The 26,980-nt window shown below is 35.3% G+C and carries 27 protein-coding genes; 19 read left to right on the top strand and 8 right to left on the bottom strand.

Going from position 1 to position 26,980, the window contains the following annotated elements; translation table 11 throughout:
- The first annotated feature begins 89 nt into the window (after positions 1-89).
- From P2W75_RS16865 to P2W75_RS16900, 8 genes are all read left to right on the top strand, one after another.
- Positions 90-290, top strand: a complete 201-nt coding sequence (locus P2W75_RS16865) for a hypothetical protein (RefSeq protein WP_276381379.1) — start codon at positions 90-92, stop codon at positions 288-290.
- A complete protein-coding gene (locus tag P2W75_RS16870) occupies positions 235-1,326 on the top strand; it encodes a hypothetical protein (RefSeq protein WP_276381380.1) in 1,092 nt (363 codons plus the stop codon). Before P2W75_RS16865 ends, P2W75_RS16870 begins: the two co-directional genes overlap by 56 nt.
- Before the next feature lie 136 nt (positions 1,327-1,462).
- Positions 1,463-1,816: a nuclear transport factor 2 family protein gene (locus P2W75_RS16875; RefSeq protein ID WP_276381381.1), complete on the top strand. Its 354-nt coding sequence runs from the start codon at positions 1,463-1,465 to the stop codon at positions 1,814-1,816.
- A gap of 198 nt (positions 1,817-2,014) precedes the next feature.
- Positions 2,015-2,554: a GNAT family N-acetyltransferase gene (locus P2W75_RS16880; protein WP_276381382.1), complete on the top strand. Its 540-nt coding sequence runs from the start codon at positions 2,015-2,017 to the stop codon at positions 2,552-2,554.
- Positions 2,555-2,646: 92 nt separating this feature from the next.
- Positions 2,647-2,868, top strand: a complete 222-nt coding sequence (locus P2W75_RS16885) for a hypothetical protein (protein ID WP_276381383.1) — start codon at positions 2,647-2,649, stop codon at positions 2,866-2,868.
- A 349-nt stretch (positions 2,869-3,217) separates the two neighbouring features.
- A complete protein-coding gene (locus P2W75_RS16890; RefSeq protein WP_276381384.1) occupies positions 3,218-6,535 on the top strand; it encodes a CheR family methyltransferase in 3,318 nt (1,105 codons plus the stop codon).
- A 3-nt stretch (positions 6,536-6,538) separates the two neighbouring features.
- On the top strand, positions 6,539-6,961 hold the full coding sequence (locus P2W75_RS16895) for a response regulator (RefSeq protein ID WP_207295605.1): 423 nt from the start codon (positions 6,539-6,541) through the stop codon (positions 6,959-6,961).
- A gap of 33 nt (positions 6,962-6,994) precedes the next feature.
- A complete protein-coding gene (locus tag P2W75_RS16900) occupies positions 6,995-7,384 on the top strand; it encodes a response regulator (protein WP_207295604.1) in 390 nt (129 codons plus the stop codon).
- Positions 7,385-7,457: 73 nt separating this feature from the next.
- Here P2W75_RS16900 and P2W75_RS16905 read toward each other — a convergent pair whose 3' ends face one another.
- Positions 7,458-7,892 (bottom strand): response regulator, encoded by a 435-nt coding sequence (locus P2W75_RS16905; protein WP_276381385.1) that lies wholly within the window; start codon positions 7,890-7,892, stop codon positions 7,458-7,460.
- Between the two features lie 418 nt (positions 7,893-8,310).
- On the opposite strand from P2W75_RS16905, the gene P2W75_RS16910 reads away from it, so the two are divergent.
- From P2W75_RS16910 to P2W75_RS16930, 5 genes are all read left to right on the top strand, one after another.
- Positions 8,311-8,742, top strand: coding sequence for a thioredoxin family protein (locus P2W75_RS16910; protein ID WP_276381452.1), 432 nt, complete (start codon positions 8,311-8,313; stop codon positions 8,740-8,742).
- 10 nt (positions 8,743-8,752) lie between these two features.
- Positions 8,753-9,676, top strand: a complete 924-nt coding sequence (locus tag P2W75_RS16915) for an FAD:protein FMN transferase (RefSeq protein ID WP_276381386.1) — start codon at positions 8,753-8,755, stop codon at positions 9,674-9,676.
- A complete protein-coding gene (locus P2W75_RS16920; RefSeq protein WP_207295600.1) occupies positions 9,673-9,906 on the top strand; it encodes a DUF4266 domain-containing protein in 234 nt (77 codons plus the stop codon). Before P2W75_RS16915 ends, P2W75_RS16920 begins: the two co-directional genes overlap by 4 nt.
- 18 nt (positions 9,907-9,924) lie before the next feature.
- Positions 9,925-11,106: a DUF3570 domain-containing protein gene (locus P2W75_RS16925; protein WP_276381387.1), complete on the top strand. Its 1,182-nt coding sequence runs from the start codon at positions 9,925-9,927 to the stop codon at positions 11,104-11,106.
- Between the two features lie 386 nt (positions 11,107-11,492).
- Positions 11,493-12,125, top strand: coding sequence for a nitroreductase family protein (locus tag P2W75_RS16930; protein WP_276381388.1), 633 nt, complete (start codon positions 11,493-11,495; stop codon positions 12,123-12,125).
- A 225-nt stretch (positions 12,126-12,350) separates the two neighbouring features.
- Here P2W75_RS16930 and P2W75_RS16935 read toward each other — a convergent pair whose 3' ends face one another.
- Complete coding sequence (locus tag P2W75_RS16935; protein WP_276381389.1) at positions 12,351-13,262, bottom strand: AraC family transcriptional regulator; 912 nt, start codon at positions 13,260-13,262, stop codon at positions 12,351-12,353.
- 31 nt (positions 13,263-13,293) lie between these two features.
- Positions 13,294-14,241 (bottom strand): NAD-dependent epimerase/dehydratase family protein, encoded by a 948-nt coding sequence (locus tag P2W75_RS16940; protein ID WP_276381390.1) that lies wholly within the window; start codon positions 14,239-14,241, stop codon positions 13,294-13,296.
- A 440-nt stretch (positions 14,242-14,681) separates the two neighbouring features.
- Here P2W75_RS16940 and P2W75_RS16945 point away from each other — a divergent pair, with 440 nt between their 5' ends.
- Entirely contained in the window at positions 14,682-15,200 is a 519-nt protein-coding gene (locus tag P2W75_RS16945; RefSeq protein WP_276381391.1) for a DUF421 domain-containing protein, read from the top strand.
- 53 nt (positions 15,201-15,253) lie between these two features.
- Here the strand turns inward: P2W75_RS16945 and P2W75_RS16950 are convergent, their stop codons facing one another.
- The 3 genes from P2W75_RS16950 to P2W75_RS16960 all read right to left on the bottom strand — a co-directional run bounded on the left by P2W75_RS16950 (position 15,254) and on the right by P2W75_RS16960 (position 17,632).
- The gene (locus P2W75_RS16950) at positions 15,254-15,613 is read right to left on the bottom strand and encodes a response regulator (protein WP_207295594.1); all 360 of its coding nucleotides are present in this window, start codon (positions 15,611-15,613) and stop codon (positions 15,254-15,256) included.
- Positions 15,614-15,725: 112 nt separating this feature from the next.
- On the bottom strand, positions 15,726-16,028 hold the full coding sequence (locus P2W75_RS16955; RefSeq protein ID WP_276381392.1) for a hypothetical protein: 303 nt from the start codon (positions 16,026-16,028) through the stop codon (positions 15,726-15,728).
- Between the two features lie 95 nt (positions 16,029-16,123).
- On the bottom strand, positions 16,124-17,632 hold the full coding sequence (locus P2W75_RS16960) for a DEAD/DEAH box helicase (RefSeq protein WP_276381393.1): 1,509 nt from the start codon (positions 17,630-17,632) through the stop codon (positions 16,124-16,126).
- Positions 17,633-17,901: 269 nt separating this feature from the next.
- Between P2W75_RS16960 and P2W75_RS16965 the strand changes: the two genes are divergently transcribed.
- Positions 17,902-19,635, top strand: coding sequence for an FAD/NAD(P)-binding protein (locus P2W75_RS16965; protein WP_276381394.1), 1,734 nt, complete (start codon positions 17,902-17,904; stop codon positions 19,633-19,635).
- A gap of 133 nt (positions 19,636-19,768) precedes the next feature.
- Here P2W75_RS16965 and P2W75_RS16970 read toward each other — a convergent pair whose 3' ends face one another.
- Positions 19,769-20,542, bottom strand: a complete 774-nt coding sequence (locus P2W75_RS16970; protein WP_276381395.1) for an SDR family oxidoreductase — start codon at positions 20,540-20,542, stop codon at positions 19,769-19,771.
- 114 nt (positions 20,543-20,656) lie between these two features.
- Between P2W75_RS16970 and P2W75_RS16975 the strand changes: the two genes are divergently transcribed.
- Positions 20,657-20,983, top strand: coding sequence for a helix-turn-helix domain-containing protein (locus P2W75_RS16975; protein WP_207295589.1), 327 nt, complete (start codon positions 20,657-20,659; stop codon positions 20,981-20,983).
- A gap of 174 nt (positions 20,984-21,157) precedes the next feature.
- Here the strand turns inward: P2W75_RS16975 and P2W75_RS16980 are convergent, their stop codons facing one another.
- Positions 21,158-22,516, bottom strand: coding sequence for an NAD-dependent succinate-semialdehyde dehydrogenase (locus tag P2W75_RS16980; RefSeq protein WP_276381396.1), 1,359 nt, complete (start codon positions 22,514-22,516; stop codon positions 21,158-21,160).
- A 155-nt stretch (positions 22,517-22,671) separates the two neighbouring features.
- On the opposite strand from P2W75_RS16980, the gene P2W75_RS16985 reads away from it, so the two are divergent.
- The 3 genes from P2W75_RS16985 to lpdA all read left to right on the top strand — a co-directional run bounded on the left by P2W75_RS16985 (position 22,672) and on the right by lpdA (position 26,870).
- Entirely contained in the window at positions 22,672-23,481 is an 810-nt protein-coding gene (locus P2W75_RS16985) for an AraC family transcriptional regulator (RefSeq protein ID WP_276381397.1), read from the top strand.
- A 78-nt stretch (positions 23,482-23,559) separates the two neighbouring features.
- Positions 23,560-25,221 carry a serine hydrolase gene (locus P2W75_RS16990; RefSeq protein ID WP_276381398.1) on the top strand — a complete coding sequence of 554 codons (1,662 nt, stop codon included), beginning with the start codon at positions 23,560-23,562 and terminating at the stop codon, positions 25,219-25,221.
- A 245-nt stretch (positions 25,222-25,466) separates the two neighbouring features.
- Positions 25,467-26,870 (top strand): dihydrolipoyl dehydrogenase, encoded by a 1,404-nt coding sequence (gene lpdA / locus P2W75_RS16995; RefSeq protein WP_276381399.1) that lies wholly within the window; start codon positions 25,467-25,469, stop codon positions 26,868-26,870.
- Positions 26,871-26,980: the final 110 nt, after the last annotated feature.

Below are 26,980 nucleotides of genomic sequence, written 5' to 3' on the forward strand. Positions count from 1 at the left end.
AAAGTCCCTTTTAAATATCGAGAATAGAATAGAATATAGTTATGTATTTTTTAATTAATAGCTATGAACTAAAAAACCAGTTTTAGATTATGAAAAATATCTGTACGCTCATTATTCTTGCAATCTCGCTAACTTCATTTTCGCAAAAGAAAATAGAATATTTAAAGCAGAACCGTTTTGACCTCAGTCTAGATGATTTCAGGTTTCCCGATGTCGACTTTAACATTGTAGGATATGGCGCTTATCACGGAAGTGCTAAAAACATACGATGCCGAGTTAAGTTTGATTAAAAGTCTTAAAAAACAAAAAGCACTGGATTATTATATTCCGGAAACCAATTTTAGTCAGGCATTTTTCTTTCAACAGTATTTACAAACAGGTGATTTGGCTCTTTTAAAAGAATTAGTCTCATCGTTTCAAACCATTGTGAATCAAGAAGGAACAATCGAGACATTCCAACACTGGCAAAATATCAGGTTATTAAACCAAAAATATAAAGACGATCCCATACAAGTAATCGGGTTTGATATCATAAATGAATATAAGTTTCCGATACGACATATTATCTACTTAACAGAAAATATACAAAATTGGAAATTGAAAGATGAATTAAAAACTAAATTATCAGAGAAGAATACTGATTTTTCGATCAAAAATACAGAAATCACACAAATGCTAAAAAATTTTATTACCGATTATAAAAACAATAAAGAACTGTACAGCAGCCATATCAAGGATGTAATTAGTTTTGATCATATTTTAAAAAATATTGCATATAATTTTGAAGAAAAAAAGGACCGAGAAAAAATAATTTTTGAAAACTACATTTATTTAAAAGACATATATCAGCTTGGAAATAAGAAGCAGTTTTTTAAATACGGTTTTTTTCATATTGAAAAAGACCGTGAAGGAGATTATCCATCGCTCTTCACAAGACTTATTGAGCAAAATATTTACAGAAGAAGCTCTGTGATTTCAATTGCAGGGTATTTAACAAACAGCGAAGTCATTTGGGATAAAATTTATGATACAAAAAGAAATTACATAAGCTATACAACCGAGAAAGGCTATGGTATTGGTGATTATTGGAAAGAATATTTTAAAGGAATTCGGAATCTAAAAAAAACAAAATTATCCGACATTACACTTTTTAAATTAAATGGAGAATATTCACCGTATAATTATGGAACAGATCTGATTGAAATAAAACTTTTCTTAAAACGCAGCAATGATAAAGCACTTAGAGGAAAATCGACTATCAACTTTATTGATTACGCAGTTTTGATCAGCAACTCCAAAAATCAAGTTCCCATTGAAGAAATATAATTAGAATGGATAGCTGTTCTTCAACAGAAGCTAAAATTGATCTATTTCTTAATTATTCTTTCTTTCGAACATCTGCCCACATAAAACATAGATTTATTTCTTATTTTTATTACACAAAATAATAAAGGAGCAAGAGATGTCAGAAAAACATAAAGAAATATTGCTAAAAGCAAATGCAGAGGTTATAAAGGGAAATAATGAGGGTTTCCTAAATTACTGTACTGATGATGTCACTTGGACATTTGTAGGGGAACAGACAATAAGAGGAAAAGACAAGATTCGAAAATATATGATGGAAACTTACATCAGCCCGCCTGAATTTGATGTTGTGACACTCATTTCTGAAGGTGATTATGTTACTGCCTTTGGAAGTATTAGCTTAAAAGACAATCAAGGTAAAGTAAACAGTTTTGAGTACTGCGATGTCTGGAAATTCCGCGATGGCCTAATGGCGGAACTTACAGCTTTTGTAATACCACACAAAGACTAGATTGTATATCAACTGTCAAATTCATAACAAAAAGATCTAATTCCTGCAAATCGTATGATTCGCAGGCTTTTTGTTTTTAGTGATTTTTTAATCCTTTAAAAAAGCGTAGCACATCTCAAAAATTAAAAAACATTAACTTTACAATACCCGTATCGAATACTTAATAGTTAAGATTTTTACTCAATTTAATTCAAAACCATGAATTTAAACTTCACAGGCATTCCTATTTTGACAACAGACAGATTACTTTTAAGAGGTTTGCAGGAAGAAGATTGCCATGCTATTCATCAGCTGCATTCTGATCCCATAGTAAATAGGTTTGTTGGAAGAACTAATTTTTCAACTTTGGAAAATGCAAAGGCTTATATCCATAAAATAGAAAATTTGGCAAATCAAAAAGAATGCTTATACTGGGCAATAACATCAATAAAGGATCAAAAATTTCTTGGTTCAGTCTGTCTTTGGAATTTTGATGTTGAAAAAGAAATTGTAGAGATAGGTTATGAACTTCTTTCTGAATTTCAATCCCAGGGTTATATGTCTGAAGCATTAAAAACTGTCATAAAGTTTACTTTTAATACAATGAACGCAAAACTCATAACGGCTTTTCCTTCAGCAGATAACGTTGGTTCTGTCTCTCTATTAAAAAAGATAGGTTTTATTTTTGATGATAAACTATACAACAATAAACACGAAAATGTAAAAAATATAACCAATTACATTTTAAAGTCCAGTTAATTTTCCCTAAATCTCTTTATAAATTTTCAACTAACCCGTTTTCAAACTTAAATTATTTTGCCTAAATTTAAGAAACATTAAATTTAAAAATAATGAATTTAGCAAAAATAGTAGGGATTGTACTTATAGTACTCAGCCTGGCTGCTGGCTATGTAGGATTAAATAGAGTGGCTGACAGCACTAAAGAAATTAACTTTTTAGGTCTTAAAATTGATGCTTCAAACGAATCCGGTCAGATTCAGGGTTTTCTTTACCTTGGGGCGGCTGTATTACTTTTGGCAGGCGGAATATATACTTTGAAAAAAAAGGATTAATTAAAGCTAAAAAATAGAAGCCTGCAAAAAATAAACTGCAGGCTTTTTAAACTGATTTCTCTTTAGTGATTTCAACGAAAATCCATTTCTTGGTTCGGCACTCCATGTTGATCCTATTTAAAATAGTCTTACAAAATACTTGGTGAGCATTATCGGATAGATCAGCTGGCTATAAATTTTATAGTTATTAGAATAATGCCAACATTCAGACGAAAACCCTGCAGAATATTTTTTCGGTGTGAATAATCCAATTCAACAGAAATCAAAATAATAAGACTTACAGCTTTACATTGATAAAATAAGTATAATATTACTTTGATACTGTAAGTTCAATAATTATCTTTGAGATATGGACAATTTCACTGAAAAAATTTTCGACATCCGAAAACATAGCCTTCCCGTTGTAGGAGTTGCTGCCTCAATTGATAGCCTTACGGATGTTGAGACACTCTTAAAGCATCTTCCTGAAAAAAGCGGCATGTCTTTTATTCTTTATATTGTAAATGAACAATCTGGAAATGAACTTATAAATAAACTAGGCCAATCTACCACATTGCAAACCAAAATCATGGAGCCGGGCAGTTATCTTGATGCTGACACAATATACCTTTTGAAATCTGATCAAACGCTGTCACATAAAAATGGTACACTAACCTTAGCGGCCCGCCGCAGAGGAAATGATTCATTATCTGAAGTAGATCATTTTTTTGTTTCACTTGCACTGGCCTGTAAAGAGTTTGCCCGTGGAATTCTGATTTTTGACAATATAACAGACGGACTCACAGGGCTAGGTTATATTAGAGAACAAGGCGGTACTGCCTTTGTTCATTTATCTGAAATCATATCTGCAGACAACGGAAACTACAGCACTTCAATTACTGAAGCTGCTGATTTTGTATTAAACATTCAGGACATTCCCGCCCAGCTGCAGCTTTTAGAATCAGTCTATGACGCCAACTATTCCTTCAGCTATGAAAAAGGCATGCACATACTTCAGGGCGATAATGAAACTTATACAGCTATTCTTCATCTGCTGCATCAAAAAAGCGGTAATGATTTTTCTAATTATAGGCAGCCTACAATTCGAAGAAGAATTGCCCGCAGAATGGTGATTGCTAAAATTAAAACATCCACGGATTATCTGGTCTTTCTAAAAAATACACCTCACGAGCTTGATCTCTTATTCCGCGATCTGCTTATTCCTGTTACTGACTTTTTCAGAGATGCGCAAGTTTTTAAAATGCTGCCTGAGATTGTATATCCCAGAATAATAAATCGCAAAACTAATCAGGAACCTATAAGAATCTGGGTTGCTGGTTGTTCTACTGGAGAAGAAGCATATTCGATTGCTATGTCACTTCACGAATTCCTTACAGAAAAACAGATTTCTTTAAAGGTACAGATTTTTGCATCAGATATATCTGAAAATTCTATCGCCAAAGCACGCGCAGGAGTTTACTCACGACGTGATGTCCGAAGGGTATCTGAACAGCGCATTTCGAGATACTTTACTAAAATTGAAAATTCTTATCACATCAATAAGGAAATTCGTGACCTTTGCATCTTTGCATCTCATAATTTTATCAAGGATCCGCCTTTTGCAAAGCTGGATTTAGTTTCCTGTCGAAACGTTCTTATTTATCTAGATTCGAATCTTCAGAAAAAAGCCTTTAAAACTTTTCACTACGGACTTGTACCAGAAGGAATGCTCTTACTGGGCAAATCTGAATCAACAAACTATACTCCCGGATTATTCGAGCCACTGGTTAAAAATCTCAAAATTTTCAACCGTCTAAATGGCATTCATTCCAAAATTCCAATTTCCAGAGAACGATTTGATATTGTTTCTACAGCAAAGTCGAAAATAGTAAAAAAAGAATTTTCACAGCCGGATTTTCAAAAAGCAGCTCAAAATTTCTTATTTGACCACTATACTCCAGCAGGAGTTATTGTCAATGAGAAAAAGGAGATTATTCACTTTCATGGCGACACAGGACCTTTTTTGCTTTCTCCTCAGGGAAAACCAAATTACAACATACTCGAAATGGTGCGTGAGGGACTTGCTTTTGAAGTCCGTTCGGCACTTTTAGAAGCCCGTAAAATGCAGCAGAAATCCACAAAAGCTTCAATACCGCTAAAGGGACGTAATTATCTGGCCGATATAGAAGTAGTTCCACTGCATGACGGCGCTGAAGAAAAACACTATTTGATTGTTTTCCGCAAAAGTGCTAAGATCATTGGAGAACAGTCCGATTATGAAGGCGTAAAAGGTCGAGCAGAAAAACGAATTAAGACTCTTGAAAAAGAAATTGAGCAGCTTAGAGAGGACATTAAAAAAGTTACAGAAGATCAGGAACTCGCCAATGAAGAACTCCAAAGTGCAAATGAAGAACTTTTGAGCACTAGCGAAGAGCTTCAAACTTTAAATGAAGAATTAGAAACTTCGGCAGAACAGCTTCAATCCAATAATGAAGAGCTTCTTGCTATGAACGAGGAACTAATTGACAGACAGCAGCAGCTAGTTTTCTCGCGCCTTTATGCCGAAGCCATTATTGAAAATATTAGAGAACCATTAGTAATTATTGACGGCGGACTCCGGGTTAAGAGTGCAAATGCCTCCTTTTATACCCATTTTTCGGCCACTGAGGAATCGGTGGAGGGAAAAATTATTTTTGATACCCTTATCGGCACGGGAAATCTTTCTGATCATCGCGAACAAATTGAACTTTCAGTCTCTAAAAACAGTAAAATGGATAATACTGAGGTTAGGATCATAATGCCGAGCGGAGAAGAAAAAATAATGATAATGAACGTAAGGCCTATTAGTAATATAAAATTGGGAGAACCCCTTGCCCTACTTGCCTTTGAAGATATTACTGATCTGCTCACTACCAATAAAATCCTGGCCTCCACAAATTATGATCTAGCCGACAAAAACAAGCAGCTGGCCTCATTTACTTCTGTGGCGAGTCATGATCTTCAGGAGCCTCTTCGCAAAATCAGCATTTTTACGGGAATGATTTTAAAAAATCCCAACAATGTGCTTTCGGAAGAAACCTTACTGCACATTAAACGTATTCTAGTTAGTGCTGGAAGAATGCAGCAGCTAATTGATGATCTGCTGATGTATTCAAAAGTGAGTAAGGTCAATGAGGAAGATTTTATAGAAACAGATCTCGCTGAGGTTATTGGAGAAGCATGTGATGAAATCGACGATTTGATCGCCAAAAAAAATGCTGTAATCCATCTTGGAAATTTTCCAATTATAAAAATAATTCCAGCATTAATACGACAGGTCTTTATTAATTTAATTTCGAACTCATTAAAATATAGCAAAGAAGACAAGGTCCCAGTCATAACCATCTCTGCGGCGTCAGATTATGATGCTGAGAAGATTTCTGGTCCGGGAAGCAGCAACTCATACTTACAGATAAGTGTACAGGATAATGGAATTGGATTTCCTCAGACCGCAAAACTGCGCCTCTTTGATCCTTTTTTCAGACTCCACAGCAAAGAAGAATATGAAGGAACAGGAATTGGTTTGGCACTCTGTAAAAAAATAATGGAACTTCACGCCGGTTATATAACCTGCGAAGGTGAACCTGATAAAGGTTCGACCTTTTATTTATATTTTCCTATTTTTGCACAGAATACAAAAACAAACTAAATTATGTCGAAATCAGGTCCCATTCTTCTTCTTGAAGACGATCATGATGATCGTGATTTCATGGAGAAAATTTTTAAAGAACTCGAAATTGAAAACGAAAGAGTGTATTTAAAAAATGCTGCTGAAGCTTTAGAATATCTAAATAAAACTTCTAAATCGCTATTTGTAATTTTATGTGATGTTAACCTGCCGGGACTTAATGGTCTGGAAATTAAAAGAGAAATTGATAATAATCCGTATTTAAGATTAAAAAGTATTCCTTTTGTTTTCTACTCGACCTCAATCAGGGAAGAGCAGGTTGTCGAAGCTTACACCGAACTAACTGTTCAAGGCTTTTTTAAAAAAGAAAATGATTTTACAGAAGCTAAAAATGCTATAGCGGCTATATGCGCTTACTGGAAATTATGCAGGCATCCAAATGCATAATATTGTAGGTGGAATTGATCCCAAAAAATAAATATGAAAAGTATATTTTTAATTGATGATGATGCAGATGACCGCGAAATATTCGCAGAATGTCTGCATTCACTTTATCCATCAATTTCTTATTACGAGGCAGAAAATGGCATGGAAGGTTTTAAACTGCTGCAATCCGGCAGGGTTGTTCCAGATTTGATATTTCTTGATTTAAACATGCCTATAGTTAATGGCAAAACTTTTTTAACACAAATCAAACTAGATGAAAATTTCAAAGATATACCTGTTATTATCTACACCACTTCATCAAATCAATCCGATAAAGATTTTGCCTCAAAACACCATGCTGCTATGTTTATCACCAAACAATTTTCAATGTCTATGATTAAAGATGATCTCAAAAAAGCCGTAATCAAATTTTTAGATCTGTAAAAACCGTCTCCCGCCTGCTCCCTTAAAAAAACAACTTAACTTTAAAAGTAAGATAAAATGTCTTCTTGTATCATCAATTCAGTAAAAAAACTTTATTATGCCGCAATACTTCCCAGTCCATTATGATTTTGGTAATTAAATTTTTTAAATCATTTACCGATACAGGTTTTACAGCGTAAAAATCTGCTCCTAACTGCATGGAGAGTTGTATAGTATCGGGATTTTTTGAGGTGGAAAACATAATAATTTTTAAAAATTTTAAATTATCAGGTCGCTCCCTTATTTCCTTTAAACAATCAAATCCATTTTTCATCGGCATATTTACATTCAAAAAAATAATGTCTGGCGAATTATTCTCGACATAGAGCTTTTGTGACAAATCAGCACCGCTCTCTACTAGTTGTAAATCTATCGAAGGATAAATTTCAGACAAAACTTCTGCAAAAATCATTCTGTCATCATCATCGTCATCGACAAGACAAATACTTCTGATAACTTCCTCCTTCATTGTTTCTATTTTTAAAAATTTAAAAACAGCAGCATACATTACGAATTTTATGAGCGGCGGGAACAAATTGAAAATATGCTTCATAAGCAAAATCATCAGCAATTTTACCTGCCAAGAGTGCTGCCGAATTTTACGTTCAGATATTCTTTTATAAAAACAGACCAGCATTAGTTTGCTGCTGTCTTAATCTCATGTACTCGTAAAAATACAAATTGTTTAACTTTTTACAAAAAAAATTAAACAAAAAACATCAATAATCTATTCTTACGTATACAATATTAAGAAACCTCTTTTGATTATAGAGATAAGAATTTGATAAGAACTTTAAATTTAATTAAATCTTAAGTATAATTAAAAACCATATGCATCGATATTACGTTAATATTGGTATACCAAAAATACATTTAACATGAAACTGATGACCTTCTTATTATTTTCCCTGATAATTCACGGCTCAATAAACTGGGAACCTGACTTTGAGAATGCAAAAAAAACTGCTCGAGAGCAGCACAAATTAATCCTGCTTAATTTTTCCGGATCAGACTGGTGCGGTCCCTGCATCCTTACCAGAAGGGACTATCTGGAGAATCAAGACTTTATTGCTATGGCCGATAAGAACTTAGTACTTGTAAATGCTGATTTTCCACGTAAGAAAAAAAATATGCCGGCAGCGGAACAGGTGAAAAGAAATGAAGCACTAGCCGAAATATACAATAAAGAAGGTAGTTTTCCTCTCACGCTTCTATTGGATTCACAAGGTAAAGTAATCAAATCCTGGCACGGGAAACCCGAATCGGCTCCTGAGCAATGGACAGCAGAGATAAAATCAATCTGCGATAGCCGAAAATAAGATGGCCGGCATGCAGAAATATTCCCAATCCTTAAGACTTATGGGCAACAGCTTTACAATCACTGTGACAGCTTTTGACCATAAGACAGCAAACGAACATATAGAAGCCGCAGTTCAAGAAATCAAACGTATAGAAAGACTGCTCACAACCTATAACGACCAGAGCCAGACCAATCAGGTCAATACTCAGGCAGGAATTTCTGCAGTGAAAGTTGACGAGGAAGTTTTTAATCTGATTGAAAGATCTATTGGGATTTCAAAAATCACGCAGGGTGCCTTTGACATCAGCTACGGTAGTATCGATAAGAGTCTTTGGAATTTTGACCGCTCAATGAAAAGCCTTCCTGATACTCAAACCGCTCTTAAGATGGTGCATCTGATTGACTACCGCAACATCTTGCTGGACAGGGAGAATTGTTCCGTTTTTCTCAAAGAAAAAGGGATGCGTATTGGTTTTGGAGGCATTGGAAAAGGGTACGCAGCAGAAATGGCAAAAAAAGTCCTGATTAAAAGAGGCGTTCAGAGCGGCATTATTAATGCCAGCGGGGATCTCTGCGCCTGGGGCCTGCAGCCCGACGGTCGCAAATGGACAATCGGTGTGGCCGATCCTGATGCTCCAAGTTCTGTATTTTCCTATATGGACATATCAGACAGGGCGGTTGCGACATCAGGAAACTACGAAAAATACATTACCATTAACGGGAAAAAATATTCCCATACCATAGATCCGAAAACAGGACTCCCAGTAAGCGGAATCAAAAGCGTGACCATCATTGCTGCAAATGCAGAGTTTGCAGATGCGATGGCAACGCCCATAGCTGTTATGGGGATAAGCGCAGGATTGTTTTTAATAAACCAGATTCCTGATCTGTACTGTATTATCATAGACGACAATAACAAAATCTATACTTCTAAAAACATCAGACTGCAATGAAAAAACGAAATTCCAGAAGTCAGCTTACCGCAGCAATTGTGGTAGTGGCCAGCATTCTTGCTGTTTCCTGCACTCCAGTAAAGGAATACCAGAAAGGAAAAATCAATGATTCGGAAATGGTTCTGTCTAATCGCAAAATAGAGAAAACCGAACTCAGTTTCCAGTCCTACCGTGAAGGAGCTTCCGGAGCTAATGCAGGAAAAAGCGGTGGAGGCTGCGGCTGCAATTAATTTTTATGCCTTAAAAAAATGAAAAGAGTATTCCTTACAGGAGCAGCACTTATGGTTTTGTTCCAATTAAGAGCGCAGGATATACCTGTTGATTCCACAGGGTATAAAAGCAGAAAATTAAAAGTCGAAGAAGTAAATCTCGTATCAAGCTATTACACCCAAAATGGTGATCATTCGGCTGTTACGGGAGGAATCGGAACTCAGAAACTGACTGACATTGCAAATACTATAGACGTAAAAATGGTAAAATATGGACAAACGGGAATTAAACACACCTTTGATATCGAAGCCGGAATCGACCACTATACCTCCGCTTCTTCTGATATGATCGATCTTAGTGCCAATTCTTCTGCTTCATCTTCAGATAATCGTTTTTATCCTTCACTTACCTATCTAAGGGAAAATGAGCAGAAAGGGCAAACTCTTGGAATTGGAGTTTCTTCTTCTACCGAGTTTGATTATCAATCATTTGGAGGAAATATTAGTTTTTCGCAGAAGACAAAAGACAGGAACGGAGAATTCTCTGCACGTTTTCAGACTTTTATTGACCAGTTAAAGCTTGTGAAACCTGATGAACTTAGACCAGGAGGAGAAGGTTACGGAAGTGCAGGACGCAATACTTTTGCAGGAACTCTGAGCTACTCTCAAATTATTAATCAGAGGCTTCAAATACAGCTTGTTGGGGATTTAATAAGCCAGAATGGTTATTTAAGTCTTCCTTTTCACAGGGTGTATTTTTCAGATGGAACGGTGCATCAGGAGAAAATGCCCGACACCCGCTTTAAAATTCCGATAGGCATTAGAGCAAGCTATTTCATGGGAGACAATATTATCATACGAGCATACTACCGTTATTACACAGACAGTTGGGATTTAAAGGCTCATACAGCAGATCTGGAGATTCCTGTAAAAATAACCCAGGCATTCTCTCTGAGTCCTTTCTACCGTTATTACAGCCAGAGCGCTGCTAAATATTTCAAACCTTATGGAGGACATTCTCAGTCTGATGAATTCTATACCAGTAATTATGATCTGTCAAAATTTAACAGCAGCTTTGTTGGAATGGGACTCAAATTGACTCCGCCAGACGGTATATTTGGGCTTAAACACTGGAATACGCTCGAAATCCGTTATGGCCATTATACCAGATCCAATGACCTGACATCTGATATCGTCAGTATCAATATCAAATACAGGTAGAAATATAAATCCTAATAAAATGTCTTGATAAAAGATACTTTTTAGTTATAGTTTATTCTGCTTTCAAAAAATCTGTAAAAAAACGTGATAAAGCCTGTAAATCATAAGATTCGCAGGCTTTTTTACTTTTACTGAATTTCGCAAAATTTACATAGAAAAACCATGATATATAAATATTAGAAGTTATATTTTTCTATTCCACAAAAACAAATCTGTCTTTTTACTCAATTGTCACTATTATCTTACTTGCTGCATCGATTAAGAAATCCTCAGCTGTGGGTAATCAGCTGCATATTATTTTTATTTTACCATCATATTTTGGAATTTTATGATAAAAATATATTTAAAGTATTTACTTTTGAATAATAATTTAATTTGCAAACGAAATGAAATTAATAGATGCACTTAAATGGCGTTATGCAGCCAAGAAAATGAACGGGCAAGTGGTGCCGCAAGAAAAAATCGATTATATCCTAGAAGCGGCAAGATTAGCTCCGTCTTCATCTGGTTTACAGCCGTATAAAATTTTTGTAATCACAAATAAGGAATTACAGGAAAAAATAAAAACAGTTGGTTTTGAACAAAGCCAGATTGTGGATGCTTCTCATGTATTGGTTTTTGCTGCTTGGGATGGATATTCTTTAGAAAAAATCTCAGAAGTCTTTGACAGAACGGCAGCTGAACGCGGGATTCCAGCAAGCAGCATGGATGATTATAAAAAATTACTGTGGGGCAAATATAAAGATCTTAGTCAGGAATGGCATGCCAATCATGCCGCAAAACAGGCTTACATTTCGTTTGGTTTAGCTATTGCAGCAGCAGCGGAACAAGAGGTAGATGCGACACCAATGGAAGGTTTTATTCCTGCTGAGGTAGATAAATTATTAGGTTTAGAAGAACTTGGTCTTAAAAGTGTATTAGTCCTGCCTTTGGGTTACAGAGACGCTTCTAACGATTGGTTAGTGAACCTAAAAAAAGTAAGAACTCCTAAAAGTGAATTCATTATTGAAATAAAATAATTTTATTGAAAACATAAGATATCAATCAAATTCAAGTATTGATAGTATTATGCTATTTCTATTCCTGCCTGCATTAACGGCACATCTTTTTTTGCCATAACCCATGGTTCATCTGTGGATTATGGCATTTTTTTTCGGCTGGTGGAAATTCGCAACTCCTCGACTTTAAAGTTTTACCCGTGGTGATAATGAACTTGAAATTCTAATGTTCAATTCGGAATTGCATCAATTAAAACTCGTTCTGTATTCTAATGGAGAAACTGATGTACGGTTTTTAAATAAACGGTGAAAAGACTGTGGATGTTCAAAGCCCAACTGAAAAGCTATTTCAGATACAGAAAATGAGCTGGTTGATAAAAGTTCCTTTGCTTTTTCAATTAATCTATTTTGAATGTGCTGCTGGGTCGTCTGTCCTGTCTGAGCCCTTAGCATATCGCTTAAATAATTAGCGCTTACATGCAATTCCCCAGCAATAAGCTGAACAGTTGGAGCGCCTTTTTCAGCTAAGATTTCATTTTTAAAATATTTATCTAAGACTGCTTCTAATTTAGTCAGCAGATCGCTGTTCGCTTTCTTTCTTGTCAAAAACTGTCGGTTGTAAAAGCGGCCGCAGTATTTTAATAACAAATCGATATTAGACACTATTAAATCCTGTGTAAACGCATCAATGTTGTTATCTATTTCAGATGATAGGTTTTCAACAATATCCATCACCGATTTTTCTTCTTTTTCAGAAAGATGCAGTGCTTCATTAGCCGAATATGAAAAGTAACCATATTCTCTTACTGCAGCTGCTAAGGGATAACCCTGCAGAAAATCGGGATGAAAGACTAGTACAAAACCTCGTACACCATTAAGTAAAACATCATCGAACTGTAATACCTGATGTGGAGCGATGAAGTACATAATTCCTTCTTCAAAATCGTAATACTGCTGTCCGTACCTGCATTTTCCTCCAGCACAGTCTTTCTTGATAGCAATTACATAAAAATCTGTGGTTATCGCCTTTAAAATGGTTTCAGGCTCCAGTTTAACCTCATCAAAATTAAATACACTAATCAGGGGATTACTGGGTTTAGCTAATCCCAGAAACTGATGCAGCGCACTGATGGATGAAACTTTGGAAGGAGTTTTCATTACTTGATTTTCAGATTTATACATGGCTAATTTAATGATTTATTGTAGTACTTCCAGCTTGTTCTTTCTTAATCTGCTCAATTCCATATTTATAATCTGTTACCTTAAAGTCAGGGAATCTTTTTCTGAATTTGGTATCGTCAAAAATATTATCGTGCTCATATCTTGGCAGCAATTCCAACATTTCTTTTACTGGTTTGTTAAATACTGCACCTATCGTAAAAAAGATTTTTGGAACAACGAAATATTTCAGTTCCTTACCATAAATATCCGAAGTTAATGCAATAAACTCCTGATACGTTGGGTGGCTTTTATCAACAGGCAAATGCCAAGTCTGTCCAAAAGCATCAGGTGTGTTACCAATTAAAGCCGCAGCATGACTTGCATCAGGTGTCCATATCAAACTGCGCTTTTTGCGACTGCTTAACGGCACTTTCAGTTTTTTATGCTGTTTAAGATTGTTGAAGATTAAGGTATTGGTAATACTTTGTGTTTTACCGGGACCGTAAAATTCAGGCGCACGGCAGATCACTGCTTCCAGTTCTCCTAAGCTTATTTCTTTCAATACCATTTCAGCCATTTCGCGGCGTACTTTTCCTTTTCTGCCTACTGGATTAAAAATAGTATCTTCTGTTAGAACCCTTCCGTCCTGAGGATACATATACGTATTGTCAAAGAAAACCAATTTAGTTTTGTTTATTTTGCAGGCTTCAATCACATTTTTTAAAATAACTGGAAACTGCTTTTCCCATAATTCTGTACTGATTGGCAAACCCAAAGTAAAATAAGCTATTTCACTTCCTTTCACTGCTTCAATGGCTTTTTCGCGGATGGATAAATCTGCAGAAAAAACTTCATCGGTATCATTAACCTTTTTCGCATTACGGCTTACAATCCTGATTTGGGAAGTAAAATTTCTTTTCAGTTCTCTTGCCAGTTCTTCACCTATCTGCCCATTAGCGCCTAATATCGTCTGCATATCTTTATTTCTTTAAATTATACTGCAAAGTCAGGTCTCTGTCTGTAAACCGTATATCTGATTATTATTACTATGTATTATTTTATTTTTCTTTTGTAAAATATTTTTTTCCAATTAATACTGGTATCTTTTTACACTGCAAATTTCCGACGTATTACAATCTCAGCAGTATCAGAATTAATGGAATTGGTAACATAATCTCTGTATTCTATATATGAGTTTGGAGTATTTGAATAATGCTGTTTTATACTGATATGGAAATTATAAAATATGGTTTTAATTTTCTTGTAAGCATAAATTACCATCAATATAGTATTTTTAGGCTTTTGATAATCAACAAATAAACATTTTAATATCAATAATCAAATATTGATATGAGCAATAAGAAGACTTGAATAAATTGAAATAAACACCATAAGGCACTTATAAATCCATAAAAAATGAACGGAATTTTTTTTAAAGACTGGCAGAGTATTGGACATGTTGCCATTACAACCGTTGCCGCTTTTATAGCCCTTTTTCTTTTTGTCCGCATTTCTGGGAAAAGAACTCTGGCAAAACTCAATGCATTTGATTTTGTTGTATCAATAGCACTGGGTTCTACCCTTTCTGATATTATGCTTGGAACTATCCCATTTTTGGAAGGGCTGATTGTCCTTTTTTTAATTATTTTTCTCCAGTATTTTTTCGCCTTATTGGCACGCACGTCCTCTAGAATGGAACGGATTATCAATACAGTTCCCCGTCCTGTTTTTGCAGACAACGAATTCTTCGAGAAGACAATGGCAAGAGAAGCTATTACCAAAGAAGAAATTTATGCCGCAATTCGTTCTGCCGGCATCGATCAAATTAAAGACGTCAAAGCAGTAGTAATGGAATTGAATGGAACCATGAGCGTCATAAAACGCACACAAGGCAGCGGTCCCAGCTCGCTTGATGATTTAAATATGAAAAACTGAGATTTAGCATAACTAATACATCTTCTAGTATGCTGAAAAAAACTACTGTTTTCTTAAAGTTGTTCCCTTAAAAACTGCTCAAGCTCTTCCATACTGGAGGGTTTTGAGATATATTTCACTGCAGTGTTGTTTCTGGCAAACCAAGGCTTCATTACTTCTTCGGGAGGAGTTGACATGACAATCACCTCAATATTTTTTAAACGCTCAATCTGCTGCATGCGTTGTATAAATTCGAGTCCGTTAACTGCCGGCATGTTATAATCCAAAAACAGAATATCAGGAAGATCATCTGACCCAGCCAGTTCTTCGAGTGCTTTGGAAGGATTCATCGAAGTGCGGCACACTGCTTCTGCATTTACTTTCTTTAAAGCTTCAAGAAATAAAAGCGTATCGTCGATGTCATCATCAATCAATAATATATTTTTATAAGACATATTCTTTTTTTTAAATAGATACAATATTACATTCCACTACAGCTTCTTTTCACAAGCCTAGACAAAATATCTGCAATTACGGAAATAATTATTACAAATGAACTGTAATATCATTACCCTTTGTAGTGATTGTGGGATTTCCTTTTTTCAACAACCCAGACAGCAAATAGTTTAACTGAGATTCAGGCATATCATAATCTAATGTATCTTGGGTTTCAAAATGAAAAAGTAAAAGTGAAATTTCTTCTGGATGGTCATTTTGGCGATCGGCAGATGCACCTATGTAATCCAATTCGAGCTGTCCTGCATGCAGCAGATCAGTTACAAAATGAAGATCCGTTTCGTCGGGAAGTATCAACTGTCCGGTTTTAAATATAATAGTATGTTTGTTCATATATAAGTATTGTTTAAAATTATTTATAATTCAGAAATTAGTAAAATTACCTCTATTTTGCCTCATCAGAAACATTTGCATCCTCTATTTTATGCTTACGCTGCTTTTACCCTTGGGTATAATTTGATTATTAATCCTTTTAAACGCTTGAGGTAATCTTCCATAAGCCATTTTTTATAATTGACACTGGCATTATCCAGACATTTTACATACTGTTTCACACGCCATTCAATTTCAGGCTGAAGGGCTTCTGCTAAAGCAAGTGCCTGAGAAAGCGTCTCTGCATTTTCCATACACATTGCAGCCTGCTGTCGGATAGAATCCTGAATCACCGTTTTTGGCTTTTTATCCATATCAAGAGCTTCTTGATAATGCTGCTCGACATCAAAAGCTACTTCAAGGGTATTGGGAAACTGTGCCCTTAATGCTGCCGAAAATCCATGTGATTGTAACGATGAACCGCTGGCGGAGTGATATTGGAGCTGTTTGGCAAAATCATCGGGATGTTCGAAAACGAATTTCCAGTCTACTGGCTGTTCCCAAGCTCCGAAACGCTGGATATTATTCCCAAGATCAATTATAGAAAAAATTTTCTTGGACGGAAGTCTTCTGGCTGCCCGCCCAATCATCTGATGATAAAGGGTTATAGAGGTTGTGGCACGGTTAAGAATCACATGTTGTACAGTGGGTTCATCAAATCCAGTAGTCAGGATAGATACTGAGGTAAGCACGGCATCCTTTGTTTTCTTAAACCACTTGAGTATTTCCTTTCGCTCCTCGTCATCCGTTTTATTATCAAGATGCCTGATTGGAATACCAGCAGCGGTAAAAGTTTCCAGCACTTTAAGCGAAGTGGCGATTCCATTATTAAAAATCAGTGTTTTTTTCCCTTTTGAATGCTCGCTATAGGCTTTTAATAATAGGTCCTGCATCGCCGCAGAACTATACAGCTCATTAGAAGATCGCACGGTGTAGTCGCCATGGGTTCCTCTTTGAAGCGAATTAAGTTCTACTTCGTAAATATGTGATCGAGGCTCTGCTAAAAAACCTCCAGCAATAAGATCTGAAATGTTTTCACCTGCCAAAAATGACTTGTAGAAGCTGTTCATCGGTTTGGAAACATCTGAACTGAAAGGCGTCGCAGTTACACCTATTACAATTGCGTTCTTAAAATTCTTCAATAATTTTCGAAACGAATTGTGATGCGCTTCATCAATAATTAACAGTCCAACGGCAGCAGTTTTTACTTTTTTTGACCGGATTCTGTTACGCAGCGTTTCAACCATTGCCACATAACAATCGCAATCCATTTTAAAATTGCTGCTTCTGCTGTTGATCAAACAAGATTTTACACCTATTTTTTTTAATGCTGATGAAGTCTGTGCTGCCAACTCTTTACGATGGGTTAATACAAGAGCCTTAGTGCCAAAATGTGCAGCAAACCTGCGGACAATTTCACAGAATACTATTGTTTTTCCTGCTCCTGTTGGAAGCTGGTATAAAAGTTTCAGGTTTGAAGCATCCCGCATCTGCTCAAAGATAATATCAATATCCCTCTGCTGATAAGAATAAAGAACAGGATCTGTCTGTATATTTTTTTTCATGTTGGTTTCATTGTCCGATTATTACAAATTTAACCTCATAACAGTGTATTGGGTTACAACATTAAAATTAAGATTTATATATTATCCCGTTTATTTATAGCAATATACTACTTTGATTATACAAAGTCCAATGATCCTTAAATAGAAATTTGCAAAGTGACTTTTATTTTATTCTTGGATTACGATAGTAAAATTATAGATACAAATTGAAAAATTTTATAACGTTTGCTTTTCTAAAAGGAAGTAATTTTCTTAAAAATTAGTAAAAAATGAAGCAAGATAAAATGAAAAAAAAGATCGCCATTTTAGGAGGTGGTCCCAGCGGACTCTTTCTTTACAAAAGACTTGTCGAATATGGAAGTACGGACCTTGAGGTAACCATTTTTGAAAAAAAGAGCATGCTGGGAGCTGGTATGCCTTACAGCAGTGAAGGCGCGAATGATGAGCATGTAACCAATGTCTCTGACAATGAAATACCCGACATTGTTACTTCTATAGAAGAATGGATAAAAACTGCTCCCAGTGATTTACTTGAAAAATTTGATATCAATTCAGGCCATTTTAATGAATATAAAGTACTGCCGAGAATTTTATTTGGTCATTACCTTTCTTCACAGTTTGAACTTTTACAGCAAATTGCAGCTGTAAAAGGAATTACTACCACTATCCAGTACGACACAAATGTTACGGATATTATTTATAAGCAGGAAGACCAAAAAGTATGTGTAGCCACAGCATCTGGAATGGAAGAATTTGACTATGCCGTGATTTGCACCGGACATAACTGGCCTAAAAAATATGAAGGAAAGGTTAAAGGCTATTTTGACTCTCCTTATCCGCCTTCAAAGCTTACCACAAAATTAAATCATGCTGTGGCTATAAGAGGATCTTCCCTAACTGCCATTGATGCCATACGAACTTTAGCACGCTGCAACGGAAAATTTATAAAGGAAAATGATGGAAAATTACGTTTTGAAAAAGCAGAAGACTGCCCTGATTTTAAAATGGTGATACATTCACGAAGCGGTATGCTTCCGGCAGTGCGGTTCCATTTGGAAGATTCTCATTTATCACACGATTCTTTGCTTACGAGAGAAGAGATTGATGAGCATCGTAAAGGAAACAATGGATTTCTTTCTCTTGATTTTGTATTTAAAAGAAATTTCACGGAAATTTTCAGCACTAAAGATCCTGATTTTTACAATCGTATCAAAGACCTTTCTATTGAAGAATTTGTGGAAGAAATGATGGAACTTAGAGAGCGTTTGGATCCTTTCCAGCTTTTAAAAGCGGAATATGCACAAGCTGAAAAATCCATAAAAAGACAGGAATCTATTTATTGGAAGGAAATGCTTGCTGTTTTAAGTTTTGCCATGAACCATCCGGCAAAATATCTTTCGGCAGAGGATATGCAGAGATTACAAAAAGTACTTATGCCCCTAATTTCTATAGTGATTGCTTTTGTACCTCAGAAATCATGCGGTGAACTTCTTGCTTTGCATCACGCTGGCGTTTTGGATATCACAGCGGTAAATCAAGACAGCACTGTCGAACCGCAGCATGGCGGAGGCATACTTTATAAGTATCTGGATGAAAATCAAAATCAAAAAGAAACCTATTACAATACTTTTGTAGACTGCATCGGCCAGCCACATTTATCTTATGAAGATTTTCCTTTTAAAACACTGCTTTTACAAAAAGCTGTAAGTCCAGCCGCATTAAAATTTAAATCAAATGAAGCTGCAGAAACAATTTTAGAAAATGGAAGTACACTGGTTGAAAAAAATGCCGATGGAAGTTACTCTCTTCAGGTTTCTGGAATTGCAATTAACGACAACTTCCAGATCATTGACCAGTATGGATCTTATAATGAAAATATTTATATTATGGCTGTACCTTATATTGGAGGGTTTAATCCGGATTATTCTGGTTTGGATTTCTGCGAAGCTGCTTCTCTAAAAATTGTTGAAGATATTTTTAAAGAAGAACTTTTTGAATTGTAAGTACATATAAAAAGGCCGACTTCAAATAAGAAAATAAACTATGGCTCTTATCTTTAACGGATAGAGCCATATAAAAAAGTTGAGACCAGAAATTCTCGCATTTAAGTGCTTCCTGAATTTCTAACTAATTTATTTAGACAGTTGGAGAAGCCCCGCCATCTACAGAATAATTTGTTCCTGTGATGTATTTTGCCTCTGGTGACGCAAGAAATGCTACCAGAGAAGCTACTTCTACAGGTTCTGCCATTCTGTTTAAGGGCACGCCTACTTTATCCATTATAGCTTTAAAAGTATCATCAAAATTACTTCCTGAAGACGCCGCAATATTCTCAATAAAATCCAGCATCAAAGTGGTTTTAACAAGACCGGGAGAAACTACATTGACACGTATTCCTTTAGGTCCTAACTCGCTTGCCAGTGCTTTACTGTAAGCATTCAATGCCGCTTTTGCCGAAGAATAAGACATCGTCATATCCCAGATAGGCTGTTTTGCCGCTCCTGTCGAAATATTGATGATTGATCCACTATTCTGATTGATCATTACAGGCAGTAAAGCTTTGTTGATTCGAACTGCTGTCATAAAATTCAATTGCCAGTCGTTGTACCAGTCTTCATCCGAGAGTGCCGCATAACCTCCACCAGGACCTAAATTTGCACCTGCATTATTGACAATAATATCTATCCTGCCATATTTTTCAATAATTTCTTTAGCAATCGTTTCAGCACTTTCTGGCTGCGTGAGATCTGCTGCTATAAAATAATATCCGTTTATATCTGCCTCTGGTGTATTACGGGCGGTAACTATTACCTCAGCTCCTTTATCTTTTAACGTATCAGCAATAGCTTTACCAATGCCTTTTGTTCCTCCGGTGACTAAAGCAACCTGTCCTTTGAAGATAGAATCCATATAATTTTTTTTAAATTGAATTGCAAAGTAAGACACAAAACTTTACTTTTGAAAGTAGTTACACGAATGTACAGTAATAACAAAAAGTAAAGGATTAAACAAAGGCAGACACTTATGGACAAAAAAAAAATAAAAAAAATTAGTGAGCGTTGCGCACTTCAGGAAATTTTGGACGTGATAGGAGGAAAATGGTCTATGTCGATTATTTATGCTTTATTTCCGGGAAAGAAACGCTTTGGAGAATTGGAGCGGCTGATACCTGGCATAAATACACGAATGCTGGTTAAAGAACTTAAAAATATGGAAGCAAACGGCATTGTCACTAGAACAGTTTTTGCAACCGTGCCGCCTACAGTTGAATATACCCTGACCTTAAAAGGTGAAAAATTAGAACCAATTATTAATGAACTTTATAAATGGGGGCTGGAGCATGTCAGCTAATTATTTGGAAATAATGTGATTTCCAGAATATGCCCTATCGACAAAAGTCCTAACCAAAGATTAGGACTTTTTATTTTTAAAATCCAACAGTTTAAGTTCTGTTCTCTTCTATAGTAACAAAATCCTCATTATTATCTGCTGGAATTTTTAAAGCAATAATTGCATTATTTTTTTTCAATACTTATTAATGTAAACCGTTTTCTTGTTTACAAATTCCTGAATACCATCCTGCGAAAGTTCACGTCCATATCCTGAATTTTTAGTTCCTCCAAAAGGCAGTCTCTGGTCACTCTTCACCAGTTCATTTACAAACACTGCACCTTCATCAAACTTCGGTATTAATCTAGATGCTTTTTCAAAATCCTCTGTGAAAATGGTAACTCCAAGTCCAAATAAACTTTTATTTGACAGCTCTACAGCTTCCTCTTCATCATTAAAAGTTGTAATTCCGATTAGAGGGCCAAAAACTTCTTCTTTAAAAATAGACATCTCGGTTGTCACATTGCCTACAACAGTTGGCTGAAAATAAGCTTTATCTCTTTTACCGCCCAGCAACACTTCTGCGCCTTTATCCAGAGCATCTTGAAGCTGTTTTTCGAGTTCTTCAGCAAGGTCAATGCGAGCCATTGTTCCTATGGTTGTTTTCTCATTCAATGGATCTCCAGGCTGAAGTTCTTTGACACCTTCCAAAAAAGCTTTTGTAAATTCTTCCGCAATTGCGGATTCAACCAATAAGCGCTTTCCAGCTATGCAACTCTGTCCCGCATTTTGAAAACGCGCCTGCACACACGTTTTTACAGTTTCTTGCAGATTACAATCTGCAAAAACAACCAAAGCATTACTTCCTCCTAACTCAAGCACGGTTTTTTTAATTTGACTTCCAGCAACGGCCGCGACAGCTCTTCCTGCTGTTTCACTTCCGGTCAATGTAACCGCTTTCACTTTGGGATTTTTAATGATTTCCTCTACCATTTTACTCCCAATAGGTAAATTCGTAAAACAGCCTTTTGGAAAACCTGCTCTTTCAAATACTTTTTCAATATTCACAGCACTTTTCATCACATTACTGGCATGTTTTAAGATCCCAACATTTCCTGCCATCAGTGCAGGTACTGCAAAACGCATGACCTGCCAAAACGGAAAGTTCCATGGCATAATTGCCAAAATAATTCCTATTGGCTCGTAGCTTACATAACTTTTATGTACTTCTGTTTCAATTATTTTATCGGCAAGATGCTTTGAAGCATTATCTGCATAGTAATCACATAAATTAGCGCACTTTTCCACTTCTGCTAATGACTGCGCGATGGGTTTTCCCATCTCTTGGGTAATAATCTGGGCATATTCTTGGGCGTTTTCTCTCAGCTCCTCTCCGACTGCTTTCATTAATACTGAGCGTTCAGAAATTGAAACTTTTTTCCAAAGCTTGTACTGCTCCTCTGCTCTATTAATTGCCATTTCGACATCTTTTTTATCTAATTCTGGAATCTCAAAAACTATCTCTTGAGTATAAGGATTTATAGACTTTATCATAACTAATTATTTAACGTATAACATTTTTAAAAGCTTTATAAAAGGTACAAATTATTTTTAAAACAATTAATTTATCATCTTCTTGAAATCAATACATTTGTGTAGATTCTAACTTAGAGGAGATTATAAATCACAAGTAGAGCACGTAATTAGTCATGAAACATTCGCTGAAAGGAGAATTCTATGGTGATACCCATAAAACCATTTGCTTGGATGGCATTACTTTGACTGATACTGTATACACGCATCCTAAAGTAGATTGGCATTACCATGAACATGCTTATTTTACTTTTATTCTGCAAGGAAATGTGATAGAAGGCAATAAAAAAGAGATTTATGATTGTTCGCCAGGAAGTTTATTATTTCATAATTGGCAGGATGCACATTATAATATAAAACCTGAAGGATTTACAAGAGGTTTTCATCTTGAGATTGAGAAAAAATGGTTCGATACGCTGGGGCTGAATAACGAAACTTTGGAAGGAAGCAGTAAAATTGGAAATCCGTCGATTAAAATATTAATGTATAAAATTTTCAGGGCGTCTAAACTAGATACTGATGCTTCTATTTCGACACAGAGTTTATTATTGGAAATTTTATCTCAGTTAAAAAATGACAGCCAAGGTATTTTACACAAAAAACCAAAATGGGTAACTCAAATCGATGAAATTCTCCGAGAACAATTTGCGGAAAACCTGACTCTTGAGGTTTTATCAAAAATGGTAAACGTACATCCGATGCACCTTTCTAGAGATTTTTCTAAATATTTTAATTGCACATTAGGAGAATACATCCGAAAATTAAAGGTTGAAAAAGCGTTGTCTCTAATGGCATTACAAAACCAGTCTTTTACCGAAATTGCGTATCAATGCGGCTTTTCAGATCAAAGCCATTTCAATCGCTGTTTTAAGGAAGTAAACGACATGAAACCTTCAGATCATAAAAAATTGCTTTTTCGTAAATAAAATTACGATGTTAATTTTATACAATTTTCAATGTACATAGAACTGTAGTTTTGCCTTTTAATCTTTAGAAAACAAACTATGAAACGAATTCTGTTACTAGTATTCCTGCCTCTTTACAGCATTGCAATCGCTCAAAATAGTGATCTTTATAAGATAGACACAATCAAAAACGAACTTCATAAAGCTAATATTGGTAAAATTACCTTTATGAATGGAAACATTCCATTAGATCAATACCAACCATCGGATATTTTAAAATCTTATGAACTCAAATATAGATCAGATTTAAATATCAGAGTTTTTATGCAGAATTCTGTTGCCAATTATCTTCATCAATTAGCACCAGACTTATCTCCAGAAAAATTGCTGAAATCAGGGAATCTTCAGTTTTCTTTTTATGTAGATAACAAACTAATTTATACCGAAAATATTCATCATGGCTGTAATTTCGGATCAGGCGGAAATAAGAATACTTCAACTACTTTTAGAGTTCCGCTGACGAGCACAAAAGGCGAAGATTGGTGGGCGATGAATATGTTTGACCGATTTAAGGAAAATGGCGGAAAAAAAGCATTAACTGATGGAAAACATCTGTTTAAAATTGAAATCAGACCTTATATAAAACTAGATGAAAATACACCTGTAAAAACAGGAAATTTAATTGCCGAAGGTCAAGTGCAATTGATTATAAAAACACCTAAGCTAACCGCAAAGCAAATCGAAGTTCAGCCCATACAAGCCAACAGCGATTGGGAAATTTCGAACTTTCCGTTTGATAAAAAGAAAATTGAATTGTTAAATGCCGCCATTGCCAATTACAATTTGAAGGAAATAACAAGTATAGTGGTGATACGTGAAGGCAAACTTATGCTCGAAGAGTATTTTAATAATGCTGATCGAAACACACTGCACGATACACGATCAGCTGGAAAATCATTTACTTCGACATTAATCGGACTTGCTATACAAGATGGATTTATTAAAGATGAAAATCAAACTTTGAATAAGTTCTACGATTTAAAACAGTTCGATAATTATGAGGTTAAAAAAGACAGTATAAAATTAAAAGATTTATTAACCATGAGTTCGGCTTTTGACGGATCAGACATTCGCGGAGATTCTCCGGGAAATGAAGAAAATATGTACCCAAGCGAAAATTGGGTCAAATTTGCATTAAACTTACCAATGGATAAAGCCAAAACTAACGGCGGCCAATGGGATTATTTTACAGCAGGAGTTGTATTACTTGGCGACATTCTGGACAAGTCTATTCCTGAAGGGCTGGAAAAATATGCTACAGAAAGGCTTTTTAAACCTTTAAACATCAATCAGTACCAATGGCAATACACTCCGCAAAAAGTGGTCAATACCGCAGGAAGCTTACAAATGACCTCATTGGAATATGCCAAATATGCGCAATTGTATAAAAATAATGGTGTATGGAACGGTAAACAAATACTTTCTCCTGAATGGATACATAAAACTTTTACACGCCAGATACAAATTCCAGAAAGGGAAAATCAGTTTTATGGGTATTTGTTTTGGAATAAAACTATTGCTTATGAAGGTAAAAAATATGAATATTTCTATTGCGCCGGAAACGGAGGTAATCAGTTTATAATCTTTAAAGAACTTCCGCTTGTGATTATCATTACGTCAAAAGCATATAACAAAGCGTACGGACATCCTCAAGCCGATACAATTATCGGAGATTATATTTTGCCAGCTGTGCTAAAATAAGAACAAACAACAATTAATAAATAAAACGGAATATAAGATTTCTTTTTACAACAAAAAAAATACCGATCGGTTTATTTTTTTCTTATTTTTGTAGTCTAATCTCTAAGAAAATAAATGTTGAAATTTTAAAATATAAGATCATGTCATTCTTAGAAAAAATGATTATGAAATTTAAAGTGTAATTTTTTTGCCAAAAAAAAGACCGATTGGTTTATTTTATAAATATAAAAACTTAAAAAAATAAAATGGAAGAATTTGATATTGCCGTTATAGGATCAGGTCCTGGCGGATACGTTGCAGCGATAAGAAGTGCGCAGTTGGGATATAAAACAGTTTTAATAGAAAAATATAGTACATTAGGCGGCACATGTACCAATGTTGGGTGCATTCCTACAAAAGCTCTTTTAGACAGCACACATCATTATGCAGAAGCTGTTCACAGTTTCAAACCCCATGGCATTGAGCTTTCTGATGTCCAACTTAATTTTGAACAACTATATAAACGTAAGACAGATGTAGTAAGTAAAAACACTCAAGGTTTAGAGTATTTGATGAATAAAAATAAAATCAAGGTCTTACAAGGAGTTGGTTCGTTTTTAGATACTGAAACTTTAAAAGTATCGCACGCCGATCAGAAGGAAACGATCATAAAATCAAAGAAATACATTATTGCTACAGGGTCAAAACCCGCGACTATTCCTGGTGTCGTAATCGACAAAAAAAGAATCATCACTTCTACCGAAGCGCTGGCAATGAAAGAAAAACCAGAAAGCATTGTCATCATTGGCGGCGGTGTTATTGGTGTAGAAATGGCTTCTATTTTTAATAGAATAGGAACCAAAGTAACTATTTTAGAGTATGCCGATAACCTGATTGCGAACATGGACAGAGAATTAGGAAATACTTTGTCCAAAATTTTAACAAAAGAAGGAATAGAAATTAAACTGCAGCATAGTGTATACAAAGCCGAAAATATAGGTGACAAAGCCAAAGTATATTTTAAAAATAAACAAGACATTGCCCAAGAATTAACTGCTGATTACGTTTTGGTTGCTGTGGGCAGAAAACCTTATTTGACAAATTTAGGTTTAGAAAATACTAAAATAGAATTAAATGCAAATGGAACAATTAAGGTAAACGAATTGCTTCAGACTACTTCACCAAATATTTTTGCCATTGGTGATGTTATCGGAGGTGCTATGCTGGCTCACAAAGCAGAGGAAGAAGCCGTATTTGTAGTAGAAAGAATTGATGGTCAAAAACCGCACATTCATTATAACAAAATCCCATCGGTTGTGTACACTTGGCCGGAAGTTGCTTCGGTTGGTGCTACTGAGGAGGAATTAAAGAAACAAGGAACTCTTTACAACATTGGCAAATTCCCTTTTGCGGTTAATGCCAGAGCCAGAGCAGGAATGGAAACAGAAGGTTTTGTAAAAGTACTTTCGGAACCTAAATACGGAGAACTTTTAGGTGTGCATATCATAGGAGCAAGAGCAGCAGATTTAATTGCTCAAGCTGTGGTTGGTTTAGAATATGAAGTAACGGCTCAAGACATGGCTTCTATTTGTTATGCTCATCCTACCTATTCGGAAGTATTAAAGGAAGCCTATACGATTTCATCAGGAAAAGCATCGGTTAATATTTAAAATTAAGTAGTGATAGATTATATAAAGATGCATAAATTAAAAAACCAATAATTTAATTAAGCAGAAACGATTTTTAATCCAATATTAATTAAATTTACGTATCAATCTTA

Origin of the sequence: Flavobacterium sp. H4147, from assembly GCF_029360735.1 — a bacterium.
Lineage (GTDB): Bacteria > Bacteroidota > Bacteroidia > Flavobacteriales > Flavobacteriaceae > Flavobacterium > Flavobacterium endoglycinae.

Coding starts and splice junctions, on each gene's coding strand:
- P2W75_RS16865 (WP_276381379.1), top strand. CDS start 90: ATGAAAAATATCTGTACGCTCATTATTCTTGCAATCTCGCTAACTTCA.
- P2W75_RS16870 (WP_276381380.1), top strand. CDS start 235: ATGGCGCTTATCACGGAAGTGCTAAAAACATACGATGCCGAGTTAAGT.
- P2W75_RS16875 (WP_276381381.1), top strand. CDS start 1,463: ATGTCAGAAAAACATAAAGAAATATTGCTAAAAGCAAATGCAGAGGTT.
- P2W75_RS16880 (WP_276381382.1), top strand. CDS start 2,015: ATGAATTTAAACTTCACAGGCATTCCTATTTTGACAACAGACAGATTA.
- P2W75_RS16885 (WP_276381383.1), top strand. CDS start 2,647: ATGAATTTAGCAAAAATAGTAGGGATTGTACTTATAGTACTCAGCCTG.
- P2W75_RS16890 (WP_276381384.1), top strand. CDS start 3,218: ATGGACAATTTCACTGAAAAAATTTTCGACATCCGAAAACATAGCCTT.
- P2W75_RS16895 (WP_207295605.1), top strand. CDS start 6,539: ATGTCGAAATCAGGTCCCATTCTTCTTCTTGAAGACGATCATGATGAT.
- P2W75_RS16900 (WP_207295604.1), top strand. CDS start 6,995: ATGAAAAGTATATTTTTAATTGATGATGATGCAGATGACCGCGAAATA.
- P2W75_RS16905 (WP_276381385.1), bottom strand. CDS start 7,892: ATGAAGGAGGAAGTTATCAGAAGTATTTGTCTTGTCGATGACGATGAT.
- P2W75_RS16910 (WP_276381452.1), top strand. CDS start 8,311: ATGACCTTCTTATTATTTTCCCTGATAATTCACGGCTCAATAAACTGG.
- P2W75_RS16915 (WP_276381386.1), top strand. CDS start 8,753: ATGCAGAAATATTCCCAATCCTTAAGACTTATGGGCAACAGCTTTACA.
- P2W75_RS16920 (WP_207295600.1), top strand. CDS start 9,673: ATGAAAAAACGAAATTCCAGAAGTCAGCTTACCGCAGCAATTGTGGTA.
- P2W75_RS16925 (WP_276381387.1), top strand. CDS start 9,925: ATGAAAAGAGTATTCCTTACAGGAGCAGCACTTATGGTTTTGTTCCAA.
- P2W75_RS16930 (WP_276381388.1), top strand. CDS start 11,493: ATGAAATTAATAGATGCACTTAAATGGCGTTATGCAGCCAAGAAAATG.
- P2W75_RS16935 (WP_276381389.1), bottom strand. CDS start 13,262: ATGAAAACTCCTTCCAAAGTTTCATCCATCAGTGCGCTGCATCAGTTT.
- P2W75_RS16940 (WP_276381390.1), bottom strand. CDS start 14,241: ATGCAGACGATATTAGGCGCTAATGGGCAGATAGGTGAAGAACTGGCA.
- P2W75_RS16945 (WP_276381391.1), top strand. CDS start 14,682: ATGAACGGAATTTTTTTTAAAGACTGGCAGAGTATTGGACATGTTGCC.
- P2W75_RS16955 (WP_276381392.1), bottom strand. CDS start 16,028: ATGAACAAACATACTATTATATTTAAAACCGGACAGTTGATACTTCCC.
- P2W75_RS16960 (WP_276381393.1), bottom strand. CDS start 17,632: ATGAAAAAAAATATACAGACAGATCCTGTTCTTTATTCTTATCAGCAG.
- P2W75_RS16965 (WP_276381394.1), top strand. CDS start 17,902: ATGAAGCAAGATAAAATGAAAAAAAAGATCGCCATTTTAGGAGGTGGT.
- P2W75_RS16970 (WP_276381395.1), bottom strand. CDS start 20,542: ATGGATTCTATCTTCAAAGGACAGGTTGCTTTAGTCACCGGAGGAACA.
- P2W75_RS16975 (WP_207295589.1), top strand. CDS start 20,657: ATGGACAAAAAAAAAATAAAAAAAATTAGTGAGCGTTGCGCACTTCAG.
- P2W75_RS16980 (WP_276381396.1), bottom strand. CDS start 22,516: ATGATAAAGTCTATAAATCCTTATACTCAAGAGATAGTTTTTGAGATT.
- P2W75_RS16985 (WP_276381397.1), top strand. CDS start 22,672: ATGAAACATTCGCTGAAAGGAGAATTCTATGGTGATACCCATAAAACC.
- P2W75_RS16990 (WP_276381398.1), top strand. CDS start 23,560: ATGAAACGAATTCTGTTACTAGTATTCCTGCCTCTTTACAGCATTGCA.
- lpdA (WP_276381399.1), top strand. CDS start 25,467: ATGGAAGAATTTGATATTGCCGTTATAGGATCAGGTCCTGGCGGATAC.